The organism is Halarcobacter anaerophilus (genome assembly GCF_006459125.1).
Taxonomy (GTDB): domain Bacteria; phylum Campylobacterota; class Campylobacteria; order Campylobacterales; family Arcobacteraceae; genus Halarcobacter; species Halarcobacter anaerophilus.
On sequence record NZ_CP041070.1, the window covers coordinates 1,765,226 to 1,785,439 of the forward strand.

The window sequence follows — 20,214 nt, forward strand, 5'->3', positions numbered from 1 at the left end:
ACTCTTATATCGTTTTAAGATAATTGATACTGTACTCTGTAATCTCTCATTAACGGAGGAATATCCAAATAATTTTCATCATCAACAGATAATTTTTTAGAGTTATCTTCTTCTACTGATTTTGTTTCATAAGGAGAATCATTTTTAGACTCAAATCCCGTTGCCACTATTGTAATTTTTACTTCATCCGTTTCCAAAGTATTATCTGAAGTCGTACCGAAAATAATTTCGGCATTTGAATCGATTGTTTCATGGATTTTCGACATAACATCGTTAATAGCAAACAAAGATACTTGAGGATGGGTATTAAAATGTATTAAAATACCTTTTGCACCGCTTAATGAAACTTTATCTAAAAGAGGTGAATCAATTGCATCTTCTAAAGCTTTTTGCGCTGCATTATCGCCTTTTGCTTTACCGATACCCATTAATGCCATACCCTTATGCTGCATAATTGTTTTAACATCGGCAAAATCCGTATTAATATCTGAATTCCCGGGATTTAAAATAACCTCAGTCATTCCGTTTACGGCTTGATATAAAATATTGTCAATAATTTTAAAAGCATCTTTCATACCTACATTTTCATCAATTATTTCCAATAATCTGTCATTTGGAACTACAATAATCGAATCAGATACTTTTTTTATCTCTTCTAAACCTAAATTTGCAAGACCTGCTCTTTTTTTACCTTCCCAAGTAAAAGGTTTTGTTACGACTGAAACGGTTAAAGCACCTATCTCTTTGGCTGCTTTTGCAATAATAGCCGCTGCTCCAGTTCCCGTACCGCCTCCAAGTCCGGCAGCAATAAAAACTATATCGGCACCTGTAAGTGCATCTTTTATATCTTCATAACTTTCAACTGCAGAATCTCGACCGATTTCCGGTTTCATTCCTGCACCAAGACCTTTAGTTAGTTTTACACCAAGTTGAATCTTTTTGGGAGCTTTCGATATTCTTAAAACCTGTAAATCCGTATTTGCAGCAATTAAGTCAATTTTATGCGTTCCCTCATTTATCATATGGTTGATCATATTACAACCACCGCCACCGACTCCAATTACTGAAATCCTTGCTATATTATCCGAAAGAGTTTTGCTTGGCATTTCCACTTTTATATCATCCACGTTAAATAAATTCCCATTCATTAGAACCACTCCGTAATTGCGTTCCACAATCTTTTAACGCCAGTGTTCTTATCCTTTTTTGTAAGTTTTGGTAATAGTTTGCTTGAATCATTTTCATCACTGACACCTTTATCTTTTCCATTTAAAACAGTTTTTTGGATATCAGCAGCAGCTATTGATTCAGAGTAATTCTCTGCTTGTGTTTTCGTTGCCGCTTGTTCAACAATTTTTCTTTTTTTGATTAAATTTTTATTTGAGTCTAATTCAAAATTTCTGTTAGTTTCTAAAGAGTAAAGTAATAATCCTACGATAGTTGCCATTTTCGGATCATCAAAACTCATATATCCGTTTTTTATATTTACGGGATTTGAAATTTTTACAGGCAGATTATCAAAAATCAGTGTTGCAAGCTCTTTGATTCCAATAAGCTTGCTCATTCCCCCCGTAATAACAATTCCCGTACCTAAACTTTCATGGATACCGCTTTTTTTCAGGTTATTTCTAACTAAAGTTAATACCTCTTCAACTCTTGCATGAATTATTGTCTGAATATATTCCAAAGATACTTCAGAAGAGTTTTTTTCATCGCCTATTCTTGGAGTTCTTACTTTTTTATTTGCCAACTCTTCATCAGATTTTAATAAATCTCCATATTCTGTTTTTATCTTTTCTGCTGCAATAGGAGGGGTATGAAGCATTACCGATAAATCATTTGTAATATGATTTGAACCTACAGGAATAAATCCGTTATATATCAAAGATGAACCTTTGTAACATGCAAACTCTGTAGTTGTTGCCCCAAGGTTTATTACTGTAGCTCCGAATTTTCTTTGTTGTTCATCTAAAATAGATATTGCCGTCGCATAAGAGTCCAATACAAAATTATTTACGGTCAAATTTGCCATTTTAAAAGCTGATTTTATATTTGTAAGTGCCGTTTTTTTTGCCGTAACTATATAAACAGAGACTTCAAGTCTTGAACCGTTCATATTAAGTGGATTTTCAACATCGGCTGAATCGTCTATTTTAAAAAATATAGGTACAACATGAACCACTTCATATTCAGGTATAATTGTTGCATTATAAAGTGCCATTTGAAGAACTTGATTTATCTCATTTTCGGTAATCAAGCCGTTTGGGACATTAACACTTCCTGAACTTCTTAAACCTTTAGTATAAGCTCCGGATACTGAAACTACGGTAGATTCAATTTGTTCAGTAGTATTCTTTCTTGCAATTGAAACAGCTTCTTTAATAGATTTAGAAGCTAATTCAATATTAGAAATAGCTCCTTTGTTAATACCGTCACTTTTATATGTTCCTGTTCCTAATATATTAATCTTATAATCTAGATTATTTCTAGCAATTACAGCAGTAATATTCGATGATCCAATATCAATTGCTAAAAGAGTTTTATTCAAAATTACTCCTCAAAAGTTATAGAAGATTGTACTTCATATCTATTTTGCAAATTTTTAACTAAATTATTCATTAACTCTTGATTTAATAAGTTATTAATTGTTTTCCCCACAGCTTCGTTTTTTGTTTTATCGTAAGCTGCAAGTTTAGAATCATTGATTCTGTATAATACAATCTTATCTCCAACTGTTATTTTACCCTTTTTTTCCGTAGAAGAGAAAAGTCTGTTTAAAAAAGTCAAAGAGTCATTAGGATTTAGACCCGTAATTTTATCAAATGAGTCTCTTGATACAAAACCGATATGAGTTCCTTCAAAGTTTTCTAATGTTTTTGTCGCAAGTTTTTCTAACTCAATTCCTTTTGTAACTTTTATATAATCCGCTTTAGCCATATCTTTGGCCTTTTCGTAAGATAAAGTTTTAGGTAGAATTTTATTAGAAACTTTTACAATTACATATTTATCGTTATAAAAGAAGGGTTTTAAAACATCTCCTGGAACTGCATTTAAAACTTCATCGTTGTTCTCTTTTCCAAAAGGAAGTTTTGCCTCTTCAATTTCAGTTTTATTTACAAATTTTTCTTCACCTTTTTTCAATTTAAGATATTTTTTTAATGATGCAGTTTTTGTCTCTTTTTGATTTAGAGCTTTTATTACATCATCTTTCGCTTCTTCCAAAGGTTTTATTTTACCGTCATCTTTTACAAAGTTTGTTCTAAATTTTTTATAATAATCTTCAATCTCTTCATCACTGAAACTTTTATTTAACAGTGCAACCTCTTCTGTTTCTAAAAGAACTGCCGGTTGAGATTTATAGTTATCTTTATTTGCTTCCCAATATTTTTTTATATCTTCATCACTTACGTTGATTTTTATATCATCTTGTTTCAAGATATGAATATCAATATCGTCTTGTGAAAATAGCAATCTGTTTAAATCTTCTAATTCACTGTTTTGTGTCTGAATACTAAAAATTTTTTCCATTTTTTGTAAAAGCAGATCTCTTTTTAGTGTTGCTTCAAATTTAGTTGGATTTGTTCTGTTTTGATTTAAAACTTTGATATAAGTATTTTTATCAAACTTTCCGTTTTTTATAAATGCAGGAATTTTTACAAGCTCTTTAGCAACCTCTTCATCAGTAACATCGAGATTTAATTCATCTGCAAAAGATAATATAAGATTTTTTTGAATCACTGTATTATAGGCTACTTGTTTAAGTTTTAATTTATCAGCCATCTCTTGATTAAACTGATTACCGAAGATTCTTGCATATTGGTCATATAAAGACGAATACTCTCTTTGATACTCATCAACAGAAATTTCTCTATCTCCTACAACAGCTACCGTTCCGCCTTTTGAACCGTAATCATAAGAGCCCCAACCGACAAAACCGGCTCCCACAAAAGCTATCGTACTTATCCAAATAGTTATTACAAGCCATTTTTTATGTCTTTGCATCCAACTTATCATAAATTATTACCCTTTTTTAAATTTCGAATTATAATACTCAAAAATTACTTTTAAAGAGGTAAAAAAAAATTAAATATTTTTTGATAAGAGGTCATTTATCACAGACTCTCTTCTTGTTGTCTCAATTCTTTTGCATGCACTTTTAAAAGCATCCTCTTCTCCGACGATAAAACACATGCTTTTTGCCCTTGTAATTGCTGTATATAAAAGTTTGGTATTATGCATTATATAATGGGAAAAACTCATAGGAATCAAGGCATTTTCATACTCCATTCCTTGCGTTTTGTGAATAGTCAAACAATATGCAAGAGATAATAATGAGCTTAAATCGTCAAAATCGTAAAAGACCACCATATCGTCGTTTGGATATAAAACTATACATCTGTTTTCTTCAAAATCCAATTTTATTATAAGTCCTAATTGTCCGTTAAAAACCCTTTTTTCAAGGTATTCAGTTGAATTTGTTTTATACATTTGCATAGTTTGGGCTTTCATATTCTCATTTTTTATATGAATCACCTTATCACTCATTTTAAACTCGTAAAGTTTTGTTTTATATCCTTTGCCTTTTGTATGGTTAAATAGAGTTTGTAGCTGCATATTTATATTTTCTACTCCTAAAACTCCTGCTTTCATAGGTGTAATTACTTGAAAAAGAGTTAAAGCTTTTGAAATATCTTTTGCTTTTATATAATCATAATATTTTTGTATATATTGTATTGAAATATTTAAAATCGTATTTAAAATATTCTCACTTATTTGTGCCCTTACACTAGAAAACTCTGTCTGTTTTAAAGAGTTTTTTACCGCATAATAGTTATTTATAGAGACATTTACAAAATTAAAATCTTCATACTCCTTATTATATTCAGGAATATTTCCCTGCCTTATATCATTTGCAATTACAGCAATTGCCTGATTTTCACTTTGTCTATAAATTTTTGTAAGTTTACAAATAGCGGCTAATTCATACTTTATGGCATCGGCTAAAATATTTCCTGCACCGATTGCAGGTAACTGTCCGTCATCTCCTACTATAATAAAAACCGTATCATCGGATATCTTTTTAATCAAATTATAAAACATAACCGAATTTACCATTGAAGCTTCATCAAGCAAAATTACTTTATGAGGGAAAAACTCTTTATCCTCGTATTTGACAAAAAGTGATTGAATTGTAGAACTGTTGTATCCTGTCGTATCCGAGATTCTTTGGCTTGCAATTCCGCTTAAAGCAATTGTTATAATATCATCATAAGAAACAACCTCTTCTAATAGTTCCAAAACAGCCCTGCTTGAAGTTGATTTACCTGTTCCTGCATAACCTATTAGAAAAAGTGTTTTATTCCCTTCATTTATAATTTCAACTGCTCTTTTTTGTTCACTGCTTAATTGAAACCCTAAAGTCTGCTCTTTTTTTACTATATATTCCTCAAAGTTTCCGATAATTTTTTTATTTTTTTCATCTTTTCTTCGTTCAAAAAAATCTAAAATTCTTCTCTCCGCATAATAGAGCATTGAAGGAGAAAAACGGTTCTGTTTAGTCTGAAAAATCTCCTCTTCGGATAACATTTTTGTTATTGAATTTTCATATAAGATCTCCTCATTTTCAAAACGTAAAGCCTCATCAAGGAGTTTATAAAGATGAAATTTATCTATTGAAGAGTTTCCGTTGTTATCACAAAACTCTCTTAAAGTGTAGTTTATGCAAGCATTTATACGAAATTCCGATTTAGGATCAATTCCCAAAGCTTTTGCAATCTCATCTGCTCTTTTAAATCCTATTCCTTTTATATTTATCAACATATATGGATTTTTTTTGATTTTATCTATTAAGTTATCTACTTCACTAAAATGAGAGTATATTTTATTAATCAAATTTGAAGTTACTCCAAATTTGGAAAGGAAAGCTCCTAATTCTCTTAAATGTTTGAACTTATTCCAAGAAGATACGATTTTATCAAGCTTTTTCTCTTTTATTCCTTTAAAATTCAAAAGCTCTTCGGGTTTTTCATTTAAGATTTCAACCAACTTCTCTTCATCATATTTTTCAAGAAGTTCATGGGCAAATTTTTTACCTATGCCTTTTACGATTTTTGTTAAAAAAAAGAAAATTTCAGCCTCTCTTAGCTCTAAAGTCTGAAATTGAAACTGAACTCCGTATTTTTTATGAGTAGTCCAATCTCCTTTCAAAACAATCTCTTCTCCGACTAATTTTTCAATATCCGTATCAAAATAATTTCCGCATATTTTTTGATTATTTTCCAAAACGGCAATTATATATTTAGTCTCTTCGTTTTTATATAGTACTTTTTTTAGAACGCCGCTTAAATTAAAAAGTTTTTCTCCTTGGTTATTCTCACTCATTAATAGCCGTCGTCAAATTTTGAATTTTTATGTTTATCCTTTTTATAGCTGTTTTTATTCCTCTCTTTTTGAAGAAGATTAGCCTCTTTTAACAGAGTATCTCTCTCATTTTCAAAGGTTTCACTGTGATTATCTATAAAATAAAGCACTTGATTTATATAGTTAAGCAACTGTGTATAATATTTTGAATTAAGTTCTATAGCTTTTACTCTTTTTATATCTTCAAAATTCTTAAGTGTTCTTTTTTTAAAAAGTTCTTCATCAAAATCTTCAAGTTTCAACAAAGAGACCGTTCTTGTGAAGAATTTTTCTAAAACTCTTATATATCTTATTCTTAATTGCTTTTCGTGCATCTTAAAGTATCTTGTCAATATTTTCCAAAGGTCTTGCAATTACTGCTTTATTACCTTTGATAACAACCGGTCTTTCTATAAGTTTCGGATTTTCAACCATTGCTTCAATAAGTCTGTTTTCATCAGTTTCATCTTTTAAATTTAACGTTTTATAAATCTCTTCTTTTGTTCGCATTAACTCTTTAGCACTTATATTAAGCAGTTCAAGGGTTTTTTTTAATTCATCTTTTGAAGGCGTATCAACCAAATATTTTATAATATTTAAATCGACTCCTTTTTCTTGTAAATATGTCAATGCATTTCTTGATTTTGAACATCTTGGATTATGCCAAATTGTTATTTTATCCATTAAAAACCTTTTTAAAATTTTGGTAATATATCATTTAAGCTCTCTAAACCTAACTCTTCCAAATCCAAATGTATTTGTCCCATTTTTTTTGATTTATTGTTTACTATAATAGGAGAAAAAATATTCATGGAAGAGTCTGAGACCTGCGGTTGTAGTACAAAAATATAAAAAATAGAAAGATCTTCTATTTTTTCAATTTCTAATCTTTTTTTGAAATCTTCGGGAAGCTCAAAAGCGATTGTTTTTAAAGCTCCAAAACTCATAAGTTTCAAAGAAACTTCACTTTGAAGTCCTGTTATAACCGAAAAAAAATCATCCATTTTTGTCAATTTGAACTCTTTTTCTTCTTCACAACCGTCAATTGGAACAACCACTTCAAAAATCATAGAATTCCTTTGTAAAATTATTAGATTTTACAAAAAATAGTATTTGTTGTCAATTAATAATCTTCAAATTTATGCTATACTCTTATATTATGATAGTTTCAAACAACAATAATTTATTAAATATATTATTGCCAAACGATAATAAAGCTTTAAAAGAGGTTTTAAAAGAGGCTGATTCTAAAACTTTAGAGAGTTTAAGCAAAGGTTCTACTTCTGTAGGTGATATTTTAAAGAATCTTTTCAGTGATTTAAAAACCGGAGAAAAAAATCTTTCAACTATAGAAAATCTTTTGAAAAACTCAAATTCATTTAAAGAGTTGGGAAACTTTTCAAAATCTATTTCAACTTTATTGGATAAACTTGATCCTTCAATGGAAAAATTCAGACCTCTTTTGAAAGCTTTTTCAAAAGATATTTCAAATCTTGATGCAAATAAATTAAAAGATTTAATTTCAAAATCGGGAGTATTTTTAGAAGCAAAAACACTTCAACAAACAAGCGGTAATCAAAACATGCCTAAAAGTTTGGAAAATATTTTGATTGAAATAAAAAACGTTTTAAAAGATATTCCGAACCTGCAAAGCAAAAATTTAACAAATCTTATTGATAAGATGCTTCAAAAAAGCGACTCTTCACAACAGCTTACAAATGATTTAAAAACATTAACAAACGGTCTGCAAGAAGTCTCAAAAGGCTTAAATAACAGACAAATAGATAATCTGTTAAATCTAGCGAATACTTTGAAGAATATCTCTTCAGAGGGGCAGTTAATAGAATCAAAAATAGAAAATTTCAAACCTCTTCAAAACAGTCAAAATTCTCAAATACAAAATCAAACTATTTTACAAAATAAGCAAGACTTGATAACAAAAACTATTGATACGCTTTTTCAACTAAAAAATGAGATCTCTTTAAATAACAATCTTCCAAATAAACAAAATCTTTTAAATCAGATTGATACTCTTTTACAATCAAAAGATCTGTTTTTACAAAACAGTTCCCAAACAGAAGTAAAAAATATGCTCAATCAACTCTCTGATTTGATTCAGTCAAAAGATTTTCCCTCTTCTAACAATCTGGAAAGATTTGCTATGAATCTAAAAAATCAAAGTGATGAAATAATAAATTTAGAAAACAAGCTTTTTCAAAATCAAAATATACAAGCAGAGAAAAACAGCTTAACAAAAGAGATTCAACAAACCCTTTTTAACCTAAAAAATGAGATTTTAAATCTAAACACTTCTGATAATAAACTTATAAATCAAATAATAGATAAACTTTTGAATATACAAAATCTTTTTTCAAAAGTCGAAATACCTTTTGATATGAAAAGTTTACAGCAAACAAATTTGCTTAATAATTTCCAAAGTAATTTTGCATCGAATATTAATAATCTGATTGTAAATTTAAAAGAGAGTATCGTAAATTTAAATTTGGAACCTCAAAATCTCAATCTTCATAACACTATTTTCAAAAATATCGAAAAACTTGAGACAATTGCACATAACTTATTGCAGCCTTCAAATTTAATTGATAAACAAACTAGCCAAAACTCCCTTCATAACGATATAAAAGCGGTACTTCTGCAAATGCAAGGCGAATTACAGACAAAAAGTGATTCAGATTCCGTAGAGTTGTCAAAACAAGTTGATAAAATGGTTACTCAAATTGAATATCATCAATTATTATCCATAACATCAAACAGCAATAACGTATATCTGCCCTTTATCTGGGATATGTTAGATGATGGCACAATATCAATGAAAAAATTAGAGGAAGAGAAGTTTTATTGTGAAATCAATCTTTCATTAAAAGAGTTCGGTCAAACAAGACTTCTTTTGGCTTTATACGACAAAAACAAACTTGATATGACTATATATGTCTCAAAAGAGAGCTTCAAACAAACTTTTAGAGAAAATTTGACAAAATTAAAACAAGCACTTAACTCGGCAAATTTAATTCCCGTTGATATTAAAATTATTGATATGAAAAGAGAAAGACAAACAGGAGAAAACAAACAAAACATCAATCCTTACGGTCAAAATCAAGATTTAAATACGGGCTTTAATATAAGGGTTTAAAATGAAAAAGAATAATCTTCAAAAAGCTGTTGCACTTGGATATGATATTCAAACAGATGCCGCTCCTAAAGTTATAGCAAAAGGAAGTGGAGCCTTAGCAAATAATATAATAAAAATAGCCCAAGAAAATGATATTCCTATAAAAAAAGATGAAGATTTAATCGAGCTCTTGTCTGCAATCGATATTGATAAAGAGATACCCGACAGTATGTATAAAGCGGTTGCAGAGATATTTGCTTTTATTTATGATTTAACAAAAAATGAAAGAGAAAAAAAAGAGAAAGAGAAATAAATATCTTGATAATATTGTAAGTTCATTTATAATATAATCCAACAAAAATTAAAAACTGGCTACAAATGAGAACAGATAATCTGGATAATCCTTTTTTTGTATTATTACTATGTATTTTTTCTGTGTTTGTGAATATAATATCTTCTATATATTTTTTTCCCATACTTTTTATAGGTGTTCTGTTTATAAGTTTTTTTATTTGCTTAAAAAGAAGACATCACTACTCTTTGATATTTATAATCATAACTTTCTGTTTAATTGAAATCAATAGCGGTTTTAAAATTTTTTCACTCTCACTTTTATCAACTTTTGTATATGTTTTTATTGCACCTTATATAAAAAGGACACTTAGTTTTAACAGTTTAAATCCATATATTTATATAGCGGTATTTTATTTGGGAGTCTATATTATGTGGTCCTTAAACAATGATTTAACACCCCAGCTAAATTATACTCTTCTAATAAATCTGGCAATCGACTTTTTTATATTTGGAGTATTCATTTGAAAAGACTAAATTTAATATTCATTTTAATTTTTATTGTTTTAATCACTCTTTTGTCAAGAGTATATTTTTTAAGTATTAAATCAAATACCTATTATGAAGAGTTATCAAAAAGAAACTATATTAAAAGAATATATAAAGTACCCAACAGAGGAATAATAAAAGATAGAAATGGCGTGCCTTTAGCTATGAATAAGTTAGGGTTTTCTATAAATCTAAAACCCCACTTACAATCTTATAAAAACAAAAAAAGACTTGAAGAACTAATTACTTTGATAAATAAACATTTTCCCGAATATAAAAAAGAGGAGTTATATAAAGAGTATAAAAAACTTGACTCAAACTATAAACATGATTTCGTAAAAATTGTAGATTTTATTCCTTATGACAACTTTTTTGACAAATATACACTCTTTAATTCAAATGATGATATCCAAATTAAATCTGAAGTAAAAAGAGTATATCCCGAAGGTAAAAATGCTTCACATATTATAGGTTATATAGGTAAAGCATCAAGATTAGATATTCAAAATAATGAATTTTCAAAATATAGCGGTATAATCGGTAAAAACGGTTTAGAGAAGTATTATAATGACAAACTTCAGGGTGAATTAGGAGTAAAAGTAGTAAAAGTTAATGCTCTAAATAAAGAGATAGAACTTTTAGATGAAAAAGATCCTTCCTCAAACAATGATTTATCAATCTCACTTGATATAAGGCTGCAAAGATATATACAAAAGATTTTTGGAGACGACAGCGGTGCTATAGTCGTTATGAATGCCAAAAACGGTGAAATCCTAGCAGCAGGTTCTTATCCTGAATTCAATAATAATATTTTTGTTGACGGAATCTCTACAAAAGAGTGGGACAAAATGAGAAACGATTTTAACCACCCTTTTACAAATAAACTGATAAACGGACTCTATCCTCCGGGTTCAATTATAAAAATGGGAATTGCCCTTTCATTTTTGGATAACGGAATAAAACCCAATTATGAAGTTTATTGCAGCGGTTCTTTACAAATAGGAAACAGAAAATTTAGATGCTGGAAAACAACTGGACACGGAAGAGTGGGCTTTGTAAAAGCAATAAGAGAGAGTTGTGACGATTTCTTTTATAAAGGAAGTCTTCTTGTAGGAATTAATAAAATCTCTAAATCTTTAGGAAACTACGGTATTGGAAAAGAGACGGGAGTTGATTTGGTAAATGAATTTTATGCTACAAATCCTAATAAAGATTGGAAAGAGAAAAAATATGACCAACCTTGGTATATAGGAGATACCATAAATGCTTCAATAGGACAAGGATATATGACCGTAACACCGTTGCAAATAGCTAGGTATACAGCCTTTTTAGCTACGGGGAAACTTCCTAAACCTCACTTTTCGAAACTAAATTTTGAAGAGCCTAAAGAGATTAAACACAATGATGATTATATGAAAATTGTCAGACAAGGTATGTATGAAGTTGCAAATAACAAAGACGGAGGAACGGCATATTACCATGTAAGAGAATCAAAAATAAAAATTGCCGCAAAAACAGGAACAGCACAGGTTGTATCTATTCCTCAAGCCGAAAAAGTAAGAATGAAAGAGAGTGAACTTAAATATTACCATAGATCACACGCTTGGCTGACTACCTACGGACCTTTCAAAGATCCTCAATATGTTGTAACGGTTTTAGTAGAACATGGAGGGCACGGAGGAAGTGCCGCAGGACATGTAGTAAGTAAGATATATAATAAATTAATAGAATTGGGATATATAAAAAATAAAAAATAGTCGACTTTTATGTTTATATCATATTAATGACTTTTTAGATATTATTCTGACTATTTTAAGTAAGGAGTGTAGTTGAAAATAGTTGTTTCTTTATTGATTTTCAGTGCAACTTTTCTTTTTGCCGCAGACCCTGCACCGGTTATCAACCTATCAGTTGCAGCATTAGAACAACCCGCACAATTTGTTAGAACAATTAATATTGCTATTATTTTAATCCTTCTTGTTTTAGCTCCGACACTTCTTCTAATGATAACAAGTTTTACAAGACTTATTATTGTTTTTTCTTTGTTAAGACAAGCTTTGGGGTTGCAATCTACGCCTCCAAATCAAATTATTATATCACTTTCACTTATTCTTACTATTTTTATTATGGAACCTTATGCCAAAAAATCTTGGGATGATGCAGTTAAACCTTATATGGATGAAAAGATAGGTTATGAAGTAGCTTTTGAAAAAGGGGTTAAACCTTTTAAAGAGTTTATGATAAAAAATACAAGAGAAGCTGATTTGGCTCTTTTTTATAGAATAAAAAAAGAGGAAAACCCAAAAAATATCGATGATGTTCCTTTAACACTGCTTATGCCGGCTTTTGTAGTAAGTGAATTAAAAACTGCTTTTGAAATAGGTTTTTTAATTTTCTTACCCTTTTTAGTAATTGATATTATTGTTGCTTCAATACTAATGTCTCTGGGTATGATGATGCTGCCTCCTGTTATGATATCCTTGCCTATTAAAATTATTTTCTTTATCGTTATTGACGGATGGGCTCTTATAATAGGGAATCTTGCACAATCCTTTAAATAATAAATAAGCTAATTGCTGTTATTTTAAACATATTTTTGATTATTCATCGCAAAAAGTTGTGTATAATTAACTTTAACGCCATAAATAAGGTTTAATTTGAATAATAAAATAAAAATTAATCTGTTGATGCTTATTTTTCTTACAATTTTTTTCCCTGTAATATTAGGATATTTTTTAAATCATTATTTAAATATGAAATATATAAGTATCCCTCTTCACTCAGGATTTGAAGTTTCAGGAGGAGTGATTGCAATAGTTATTTCAATGATTTTTTATTTTAAATATTCAAAAAAACATCTTCTTACCCAATATAACCGGATTACCATTGCTTTGTTAACAATGGGAATAATCGATATTTTTCACGGAATTGTAATGCCAGGAAAACTCTTTGTATGGTTACACTCAATAGCGGTATTTTTAGGTGGAACTCTTTTTATTACCGTTTGGATTAATAATAAAATAGTCTCAAAAAAAATATATAAGCTTATTCCTCTTTTAGTATCTCTTTTTGCAATTATCGTTTCTATACTCTCTATTGTTTTTATTGATTATATTCCTGAAATGATAAATGAAGATAAAACTTTTACTATTACGGCAGATTTATTGAATTTTATCGGAGGAGTAGGTTTTTTTATTGCTTCTTATAAATTTTTATTTGATTATATAAAAAAACAAAATATAAATGATTATCTCTTTGCGGGTCACACTTTGTTATTCGGTATTGCGGGAATTTTATTCGTTTCTTCCGAAATTTGGGATTTACAATGGTGGTTATGGCATCTGTTAAGGTTAAGTGCATATATAATCGCTTTGTATTATTTATATATTGAATTTAGAGAAGAGATCAAGTTAATAGAAAAAACAAACAATAAACTAAACAAAGCAAATAAAGAGATAAAAAAATATATAAGTTTGGTAGATGAACACGTTATTTTATCTTCTACAGATTTGCAAGGAAATATAAATTATGTTTCAAAAGCTTTTTGTAAAATAAGCGGTTACTCGAAAAAGGAACTCTTAGGAAAAAATCATAGTCTTTTAAAAGATGAAAAAATGTCAAAAGAGTTTTATGAAGATTTGTGGGAAACTATACTTTCAAATAAAACCTGGAGAGGTGAAATAAAAAACAGAAGAAAAGACGGAACTTCTTATTGGATAAAAGCTTCGATTTTCCCTATTTTTAACAGCTATGGCAAAAAAATCGGTTACAGCTCAATAAGAGAAGATATAAGCGATAAAAAAATTATAGAAAAAATTTCGATAACCGACCCTTTAACGGGACTTTACAATAGAAGATATTTGGAAAATATTTTACCTGGATTATTAAACTCTTTAAAAAGAGAAAATAACTTTTTTTCATTTTTAATGATTGATATTGATTTTTTCAAACAATATAACGACACTTACGGGCACAATAAAGGAGATAAAGTTTTAAAAGAAGTAGCCAATACCCTAAGAAACACCCTAAAAAGAAAAGATGATTATTACTTCAGACTTGGAGGAGAAGAGTTCGCAATAATCTTTAAAAGCAAAACCGTTGAAAATGCAATACAGTTTAGTCAATCACTAAAAAATAGTATAGAAAATCTAAATATAGAGCATAAAAACAGTAAAATCTCGGATAAAATAACCATATCTTTAGGTTTAGTTTGTAAAGCTTCAAAAGAGGTAAAAAGTTTTGAAGATATCTACAAAGAGGCAGATTTACTTCTATATAAAGCAAAAAATTCGGGAAGAAACAAAGTTGTATCAAACTTATAATTTTTTTTATAGTATAGTTAATATAAAAAAGGGGCAAAATGCAAAATCTGACCAATGAAATTATAAGTTTCGCGGCTATTACCGTTGTAGTGTTACTTTTAGCATACCTGACAAAGAAAAAAGAAGATAATTTTAAATAATAATTCTTTTTGTAGAAAAATTAGATTTTTTTTTGTATAATCCCTTTTTAAATAGACCTTAGGATGGGCAATGTATAAATTAATCTTATATATATTATTAATAAATAATTATCTTTTTTCACAAACCGTTGACTTTGAAAAAGCACTAAATCTAACTCTTGAAAATAACCTCCAACTAAAATCACAAAAACTAGATATAGAAAATGCAAATCTTGATATAAAAAAAGTAAAATCTTACTCATACGGAAAATTGGATTTAAAACATGAAATGAGCAGAACCAACCACGCAGGATATGTTTTTAATAATAAACTATCTTCAAGAGAGGCTACTTTTAGAGACTTTGGATTTGCTCAAATGGATGAAGGAATTGATACTCAGCCAAAAGATTTAAATTATCCCGATTACAGAGATAATTTTAATACAAAACTGACTTATGAAATTCCCTTGTTTACAGGCTTCAAACTGCAAACACAAGAAGATATGATGAAAATTGCCCATAAAGCTCAACAGTTAAAATTAAATCTTGATGAAAAATCTTTGGAATTTGAAGTACTTAAAGCTTATAATGCAGCCGTTGTAGCAAAAGAGTTTATAAAAGCTACACAAAAAGCAAAAGAGTCGGTAAATCTTTTTGTAACAGCGGCAAATGAGTTTTATAAAGAGGGACTTGTTACAAAAATAGATAAAAAACAAGCCAGAGTACATGAACTAAATGTTCAAAGTAAATTAACCGAAGCTAGAAATAAATTCAATATAGCTATTGCCTATTTAAACTTTTTAACTTCACAAGATAATATAAGCGATGTTCAAGCCTTAAAAATGATAATTTGTGAGGATTTTGATTATAACACTTTATATAATACCGCAATTAGCAATAGAGATGATCTAAAAATCGTAAAAGAGCAAGAAAAAAGCATGGAAAAAAACGTGCAGCTTAGTAACTCTTCATATTATCCCAATATCTACTCATATTTAGAGTACGGTTTTAATGATGATAAAATTACATTTGACAGCAACAAAGATTATTATATGGGTATGTTAGGAATAAAATATACACTTTTTGATAATACGAGAAGTATAGATAAACAAAAAAGCAAAATACTTTTAAATAAAACGGCTTTAGGTTTAAACCATTTAAAAGATGCTATTAAACTTGATGTACAAAAAGCTTTATTAAATCTAAAAGCAAAAAGAAAAACATTTAAAGAGAAAAAAGAGGCAAAACAACTTGCAAATGAGGTTTTGGAACAATCCAAACTTATGTATAAAAATCAGTTGATTCCTATGACTGAACTTTTAAAACAAGAGGCAATATATAGAGAGAACGAAGCCTCTTTAATAATGGCAAATTATGAACTCTCTTTAGCTCTTGCAAGGGTAAATCTCGTTTCAGGTAAAAGGTTAAGAGAGTAAAAGGTTAAATATGAAAAAAATACTTATATCTATGGTTATACTTTTTTTTAGTATAACAAATTTAAATGCACTTGAGTTAAGCGGAACCGTTATTTCGGATAATGAAAAAATCATTACAAGCAGATACATGGGCTTTATAAAAAAAGTTTACGTAAATGAAGGTGATTTTGTAAAAAAAGGCGCTTTGCTTTATGAAATTGATTCTACGAATATTGACAGCAATAAACAACAAGCCCAGTTAAATCTCCAAATTCAAGAGAATAATCTTAATAATGTAAAAACCAATTATGAAAGATATAAAAGATTATATGAAAAAGATTTGGTTCCAAAATATGATTTAGAGCAGTTAGAGTTAAAATTAAGAAATATTAAAAATATGATTTCTATTGCAAAAGCCAAATTAAAAGAGGTAAATTATCAATACAGATACCTTAAAATAAGAGCACCCAATGACGGTTTGATTATTAAAAAAAGTATCAAAAGCGGAGAAATGGCAATGCCTAGCGCCCCAGCTATGATTTTATCTGATTTGGAGAGTCTAAAAATAAAAACAGATATAAATGAGAGTAATTTAGGAAAAATAAAAATCGGTCAAGATGTGGATATTATTATTGAATCACTTAATCTGAGAACAAAAGGAAAAGTTGCATCAATAATCCCAAACGTACAAAATATGACCCACTCTTTTACGGTAAAAATATCTTTTGATAAAAAAGATAAACATATATATCCCGGAATGTATAGTAAAATCTATTTAAAGTTGGATAAAAATGAATAATAAACTGAATATTGCAGGAAAACTAGCTAAAACTTTTATTGACCACCCCTTAACTTTTATTTTAAGTATTTTTATTCTTCTTTTGGGTTTTATCTCTTTAGAGTTTATGCCAAGAGAAGAGAACCCTCAAATAAAAGTAAGCGGCGGAGCAGTAATCGTCCCTCTGCCCGGAGCAAGACCTAGTGAGATTAAAAAAGTAATTATAGAACCTTTAGAGAAAAAAATAAGAGAGATAAAAGGGGTTGAGCATATTTTCTCTTATGCAAAAGATTCCGTAGGAATAGTACAAGTGCAATACTATATAGGAGAAGATAAAGAGGAATCAAATCTCAAACTATATGACCAAGTAATGAGAAATATGGATAATATGCCCAAAGGTGCATTAACTCCAATTATAAAAACAATGGATATTGATACCGATATTCCTATTGCTACTATTGCTTTTTATTCCAATCATAAAGCTGTTTCATCCAGCGATTTATATAATGAAGTAAGCAAAATAGCCTATGAAATCAATAAAATAGATAAAGTTGCCCTAGTTGATTTAAAAGGAGAAAAAAAACCTCAATATAATATAGAAGTTGATGCAAATAAAATAGCCGCTTATAATCTATCTTTAGGACAAATTGCAAAACAGATAAAAGCTTTGTCTCTAACTACTCCGAATATCAATGCAGACAATAAAACAGGAGATTTGATGGTTCTTAGTATAAAAAATGCTATTGAATCAAAAAAAGATTTGGAAAATATTATTATCTCTTATAATTTTAATACTCCCGTTTATTTAAAAGATATTGCAAAAATTTCAAGAAGTTATGATATCCAAAATAAAAAAGAGGCATATCTTTATAAAAAAGATACAAAAGATAAAGCAATAGAACAAGTAACCCTTATGGTATCTAAACTAAAAGGAGCGAACTCGGTTACTATAAATGAAGATATTTTTGCTTATATAGATTCTATCAAAAGCACTTTAGAAAAAAAAGGAATTAAATATGTAATAACAAGAGATGACGGTTATACTGCAAATAATGCAGTAAACTCTTTAGTGCAAAATCTTTTGATTTCTATTTTGATAATTGCAATTTTACTTATTTTTTCTCTAGGATTAAAAGAGGCAATGATAGTTTCCCTTTTGGTTCCTATGATTTTATCATTAACTCTTTTTATAGGTTTTATGATGGAAGAGACGATTAACAGAATCACACTTTTTGCTCTAATTGTAAGTCTTGGAATGCTTGTTGATGCAGCAATTATCGTAATTGAAAACATCGTAAGACATAAAAAAGAGGATAAAAACAAAACTGATTTAAAAACTCTATCAATAAATGCTACAAACGAGATTGGAAATGCTACAAATATAGCTACGGTTGCTATTATAATGACTTTCTTGCCTATGTTTTTCGTAGGCGGTATGATGGGTCAATTTATGCACCCTCTTCCTGTTTTCGTACCTATTGCTTTGATTGTATCATTAATTGTTGCTTATGTCTTTACTCCATATTTAGTTAGAAAATTTTTATAAGGCTTTAAAATGAAATTAGAAAAATTTATTTATGAAATAATTCAAAGCCCGAAAAAATCTCTTTTAGTATATATTATAACTTTAGTTCTTTTTATTTTAGGCGTTGCAACTTTCCCTACAAAAATAGTAAAAGCCAAAATGCTTCCAAGTAAAGACTCAGATACTTTTTCTGTATATGTTGATTTAAAAGACGGCTCTTCAAAAGAGCAGACAAAAGAAGTTACCTCATGTATCTCAAAAAAATTGATTATCAAAGATTTAGTTACCGATGTTTCAGTTTTTATAGGAGAAGGTCACCCTTTGGATTTTGCAGCTTTGGTAAAACAAAGTGCCTTAAAAGACAAGCAGTCTCAAGCTGAAATTATGGTAAATATAAAAAAAGAGGCAAACAGAGATATAAGCAGTTATAATTTTGTAAGCTCTATTAGGGAGGAACTTCAAGAATGCTCTAATTATGATGCAAATATCAAGCTAATAGAACTTCCTGCTGGACCTCCCGTTCTTGCTTCTATTGTTGCAGAGATATATGGAGGAGACTCTTTTGAAAGCAGACGCGAATTTGCATATAAAGTAGAAAAGGTTTTAAAAGAGCAAAAAAGTTTAGTAGATGTCGATGTAATGGCAGAAGATAGTTATAATAAATATGAGATTATTTTGGATAATAACAAAATTATAAAAAGCGGATTATCTTTAGACCAAGTAAAAAATATTATCTATATTGCATATGAAGGTGTTGTATTATCAGTCGTAAATGAAAAAGATTCACAAAGCCAAGTGCCTATTTTCCTAAGACTTGACGATCAAAGAGTCTTCGATTCAAATAAAAAAGAGGAGATTTTAAACAAACTCTCAACTTTGAAATTGATTAATAAAAACGGTTTTACTATTCCTCTTACTGAATTAGTAGAAATAAAAAAAATAAAAAAAGAACCGACTCTAACTTCAAAAGATTTAAATCCTATGATTAATGTTATTGCAGAAACAGACAAAGATAGTCAAATCTATCCTCTTCTTAGTGCAAGAAACGAATTCTTAAATAATTTTGATTCTAAGTACGAAGTTAGCAAATCAAACCTTTTGAATCTTGAATTTACTGATAAAATATCAGGAGAAAAGTTTAAACTTGTATGGGACGGTGAACTAAAAGTTACTATTGATACTTTTATTGATTTGGGTACGGCTTTTATTATAGCTATGGTTTTAATCTTTTTTCTTATGGTTGTATATTATAAAAGTTTTGCTATTTCAGGGGGAATTGTTTTATCAAGTTTCGTATCAATAATAGGAGTTATTTTTGCCCATATTATAATGGATTTAATAACTACGGATACCTTTTATTTGACAGCTACTTCCTTAATAGGATTTATAGGTCTTATAGGTATAAATTCAAGGAATTCTACGCTTATTATAGATTTTACAAAACAGTTAGTTCAAGAAAAAGGATTAACAATAAATGAAGCCATTGCAAAAGCAACGGCAACAAGATCAAAACCTATTATTTTAACCGTGCTTACTATGGTTTTTGCTTCTTCTCTTTTAGCTACGGATGCGGTTTTTGGAGGACTTGGAGTTGCTTTAATAGGTGGAACATTAATCTCTTACGTAGTATCAATGTTTTTTGTACCTGTTATTATAAGAAATCAAATAAGAAAAATTCTTTAAAAGT

The 20,214-nt window shown here is 28.9% G+C and carries 14 protein-coding genes and 1 pseudogene; 8 read left to right on the forward strand and 7 right to left on the reverse strand.

The window, feature by feature from the left end; all coding sequences use genetic code 11:
- Positions 1-14: 14 nt before the first annotated feature.
- The 7 genes from ftsZ to fliW all read right to left on the reverse strand — a co-directional run bounded on the left by ftsZ (position 15) and on the right by fliW (position 7,469).
- The gene (gene ftsZ / locus AANAER_RS08705; protein ID WP_129080904.1) at positions 15-1,148 is read right to left on the reverse strand and encodes a cell division protein FtsZ; all 1,134 of its coding nucleotides are present in this window, start codon (positions 1,146-1,148) and stop codon (positions 15-17) included.
- Positions 1,148-2,548: a cell division protein FtsA gene (ftsA, locus tag AANAER_RS08710; protein ID WP_129080905.1), complete on the reverse strand. Its 1,401-nt coding sequence runs from the start codon at positions 2,546-2,548 to the stop codon at positions 1,148-1,150. The genes ftsZ and ftsA overlap by 1 nt, the downstream gene beginning before the upstream one ends.
- A gap of 2 nt (positions 2,549-2,550) precedes the next feature.
- The gene (locus AANAER_RS08715) at positions 2,551-4,014 is read right to left on the reverse strand and encodes a peptidylprolyl isomerase (RefSeq protein ID WP_129080906.1); all 1,464 of its coding nucleotides are present in this window, start codon (positions 4,012-4,014) and stop codon (positions 2,551-2,553) included.
- Positions 4,015-4,083: 69 nt separating this feature from the next.
- Positions 4,084-6,381, reverse strand: a complete 2,298-nt coding sequence (locus tag AANAER_RS08720) for an AAA family ATPase (RefSeq protein ID WP_129080907.1) — start codon at positions 6,379-6,381, stop codon at positions 4,084-4,086.
- On the reverse strand, positions 6,381-6,734 hold the full coding sequence (locus tag AANAER_RS08725) for a hypothetical protein (protein ID WP_129080908.1): 354 nt from the start codon (positions 6,732-6,734) through the stop codon (positions 6,381-6,383). The genes AANAER_RS08720 and AANAER_RS08725 overlap by 1 nt, the downstream gene beginning before the upstream one ends.
- Position 6,735: 1 nt before the next feature.
- Complete coding sequence (gene arsC, locus AANAER_RS08730; RefSeq protein WP_129080909.1) at positions 6,736-7,083, reverse strand: arsenate reductase (glutaredoxin); 348 nt, start codon at positions 7,081-7,083, stop codon at positions 6,736-6,738.
- A gap of 11 nt (positions 7,084-7,094) precedes the next feature.
- Positions 7,095-7,469: a flagellar assembly protein FliW gene (fliW, locus tag AANAER_RS08735; RefSeq protein ID WP_044418455.1), complete on the reverse strand. Its 375-nt coding sequence runs from the start codon at positions 7,467-7,469 to the stop codon at positions 7,095-7,097.
- Positions 7,470-7,558: 89 nt separating this feature from the next.
- On the opposite strand from fliW, the gene AANAER_RS08740 reads away from it, so the two are divergent.
- The 8 genes and pseudogenes from AANAER_RS08740 to AANAER_RS15080 all read left to right on the forward strand — a co-directional run bounded on the left by AANAER_RS08740 (position 7,559) and on the right by AANAER_RS15080 (position 20,210).
- Entirely contained in the window at positions 7,559-9,550 is a 1,992-nt protein-coding gene (locus tag AANAER_RS08740) for a synaptonemal complex protein 1 (RefSeq protein WP_129080910.1), read from the forward strand.
- Between the two features lies 1 nt (position 9,551).
- On the forward strand, positions 9,552-9,842 hold the full coding sequence (locus AANAER_RS08745) for an EscU/YscU/HrcU family type III secretion system export apparatus switch protein (RefSeq protein WP_129080911.1): 291 nt from the start codon (positions 9,552-9,554) through the stop codon (positions 9,840-9,842).
- 502 nt (positions 9,843-10,344) lie between these two features.
- Entirely contained in the window at positions 10,345-12,126 is a 1,782-nt protein-coding gene (gene mrdA, locus AANAER_RS08750) for a penicillin-binding protein 2 (protein ID WP_407646580.1), read from the forward strand.
- A 72-nt stretch (positions 12,127-12,198) separates the two neighbouring features.
- On the forward strand, positions 12,199-12,930 hold the full coding sequence (fliP, locus tag AANAER_RS08755; RefSeq protein WP_044418448.1) for a flagellar type III secretion system pore protein FliP: 732 nt from the start codon (positions 12,199-12,201) through the stop codon (positions 12,928-12,930).
- A gap of 96 nt (positions 12,931-13,026) precedes the next feature.
- Positions 13,027-14,691 carry a diguanylate cyclase gene (locus AANAER_RS08760; RefSeq protein ID WP_129080913.1) on the forward strand — a complete coding sequence of 555 codons (1,665 nt, stop codon included), beginning with the start codon at positions 13,027-13,029 and terminating at the stop codon, positions 14,689-14,691.
- A gap of 210 nt (positions 14,692-14,901) precedes the next feature.
- Entirely contained in the window at positions 14,902-16,245 is a 1,344-nt protein-coding gene (locus AANAER_RS08765; protein ID WP_129080914.1) for a TolC family protein, read from the forward strand.
- 10 nt (positions 16,246-16,255) lie between these two features.
- The gene (locus AANAER_RS08770) at positions 16,256-17,023 is read left to right on the forward strand and encodes an efflux RND transporter periplasmic adaptor subunit (RefSeq protein ID WP_129080915.1); all 768 of its coding nucleotides are present in this window, start codon (positions 16,256-16,258) and stop codon (positions 17,021-17,023) included.
- Positions 17,016-20,210: pseudogene (locus AANAER_RS15080) on the forward strand (efflux RND transporter permease subunit). The gene AANAER_RS08770 and the pseudogene AANAER_RS15080 overlap by 8 nt, the downstream one beginning before the upstream one ends.
- Positions 20,211-20,214: the final 4 nt, after the last annotated feature.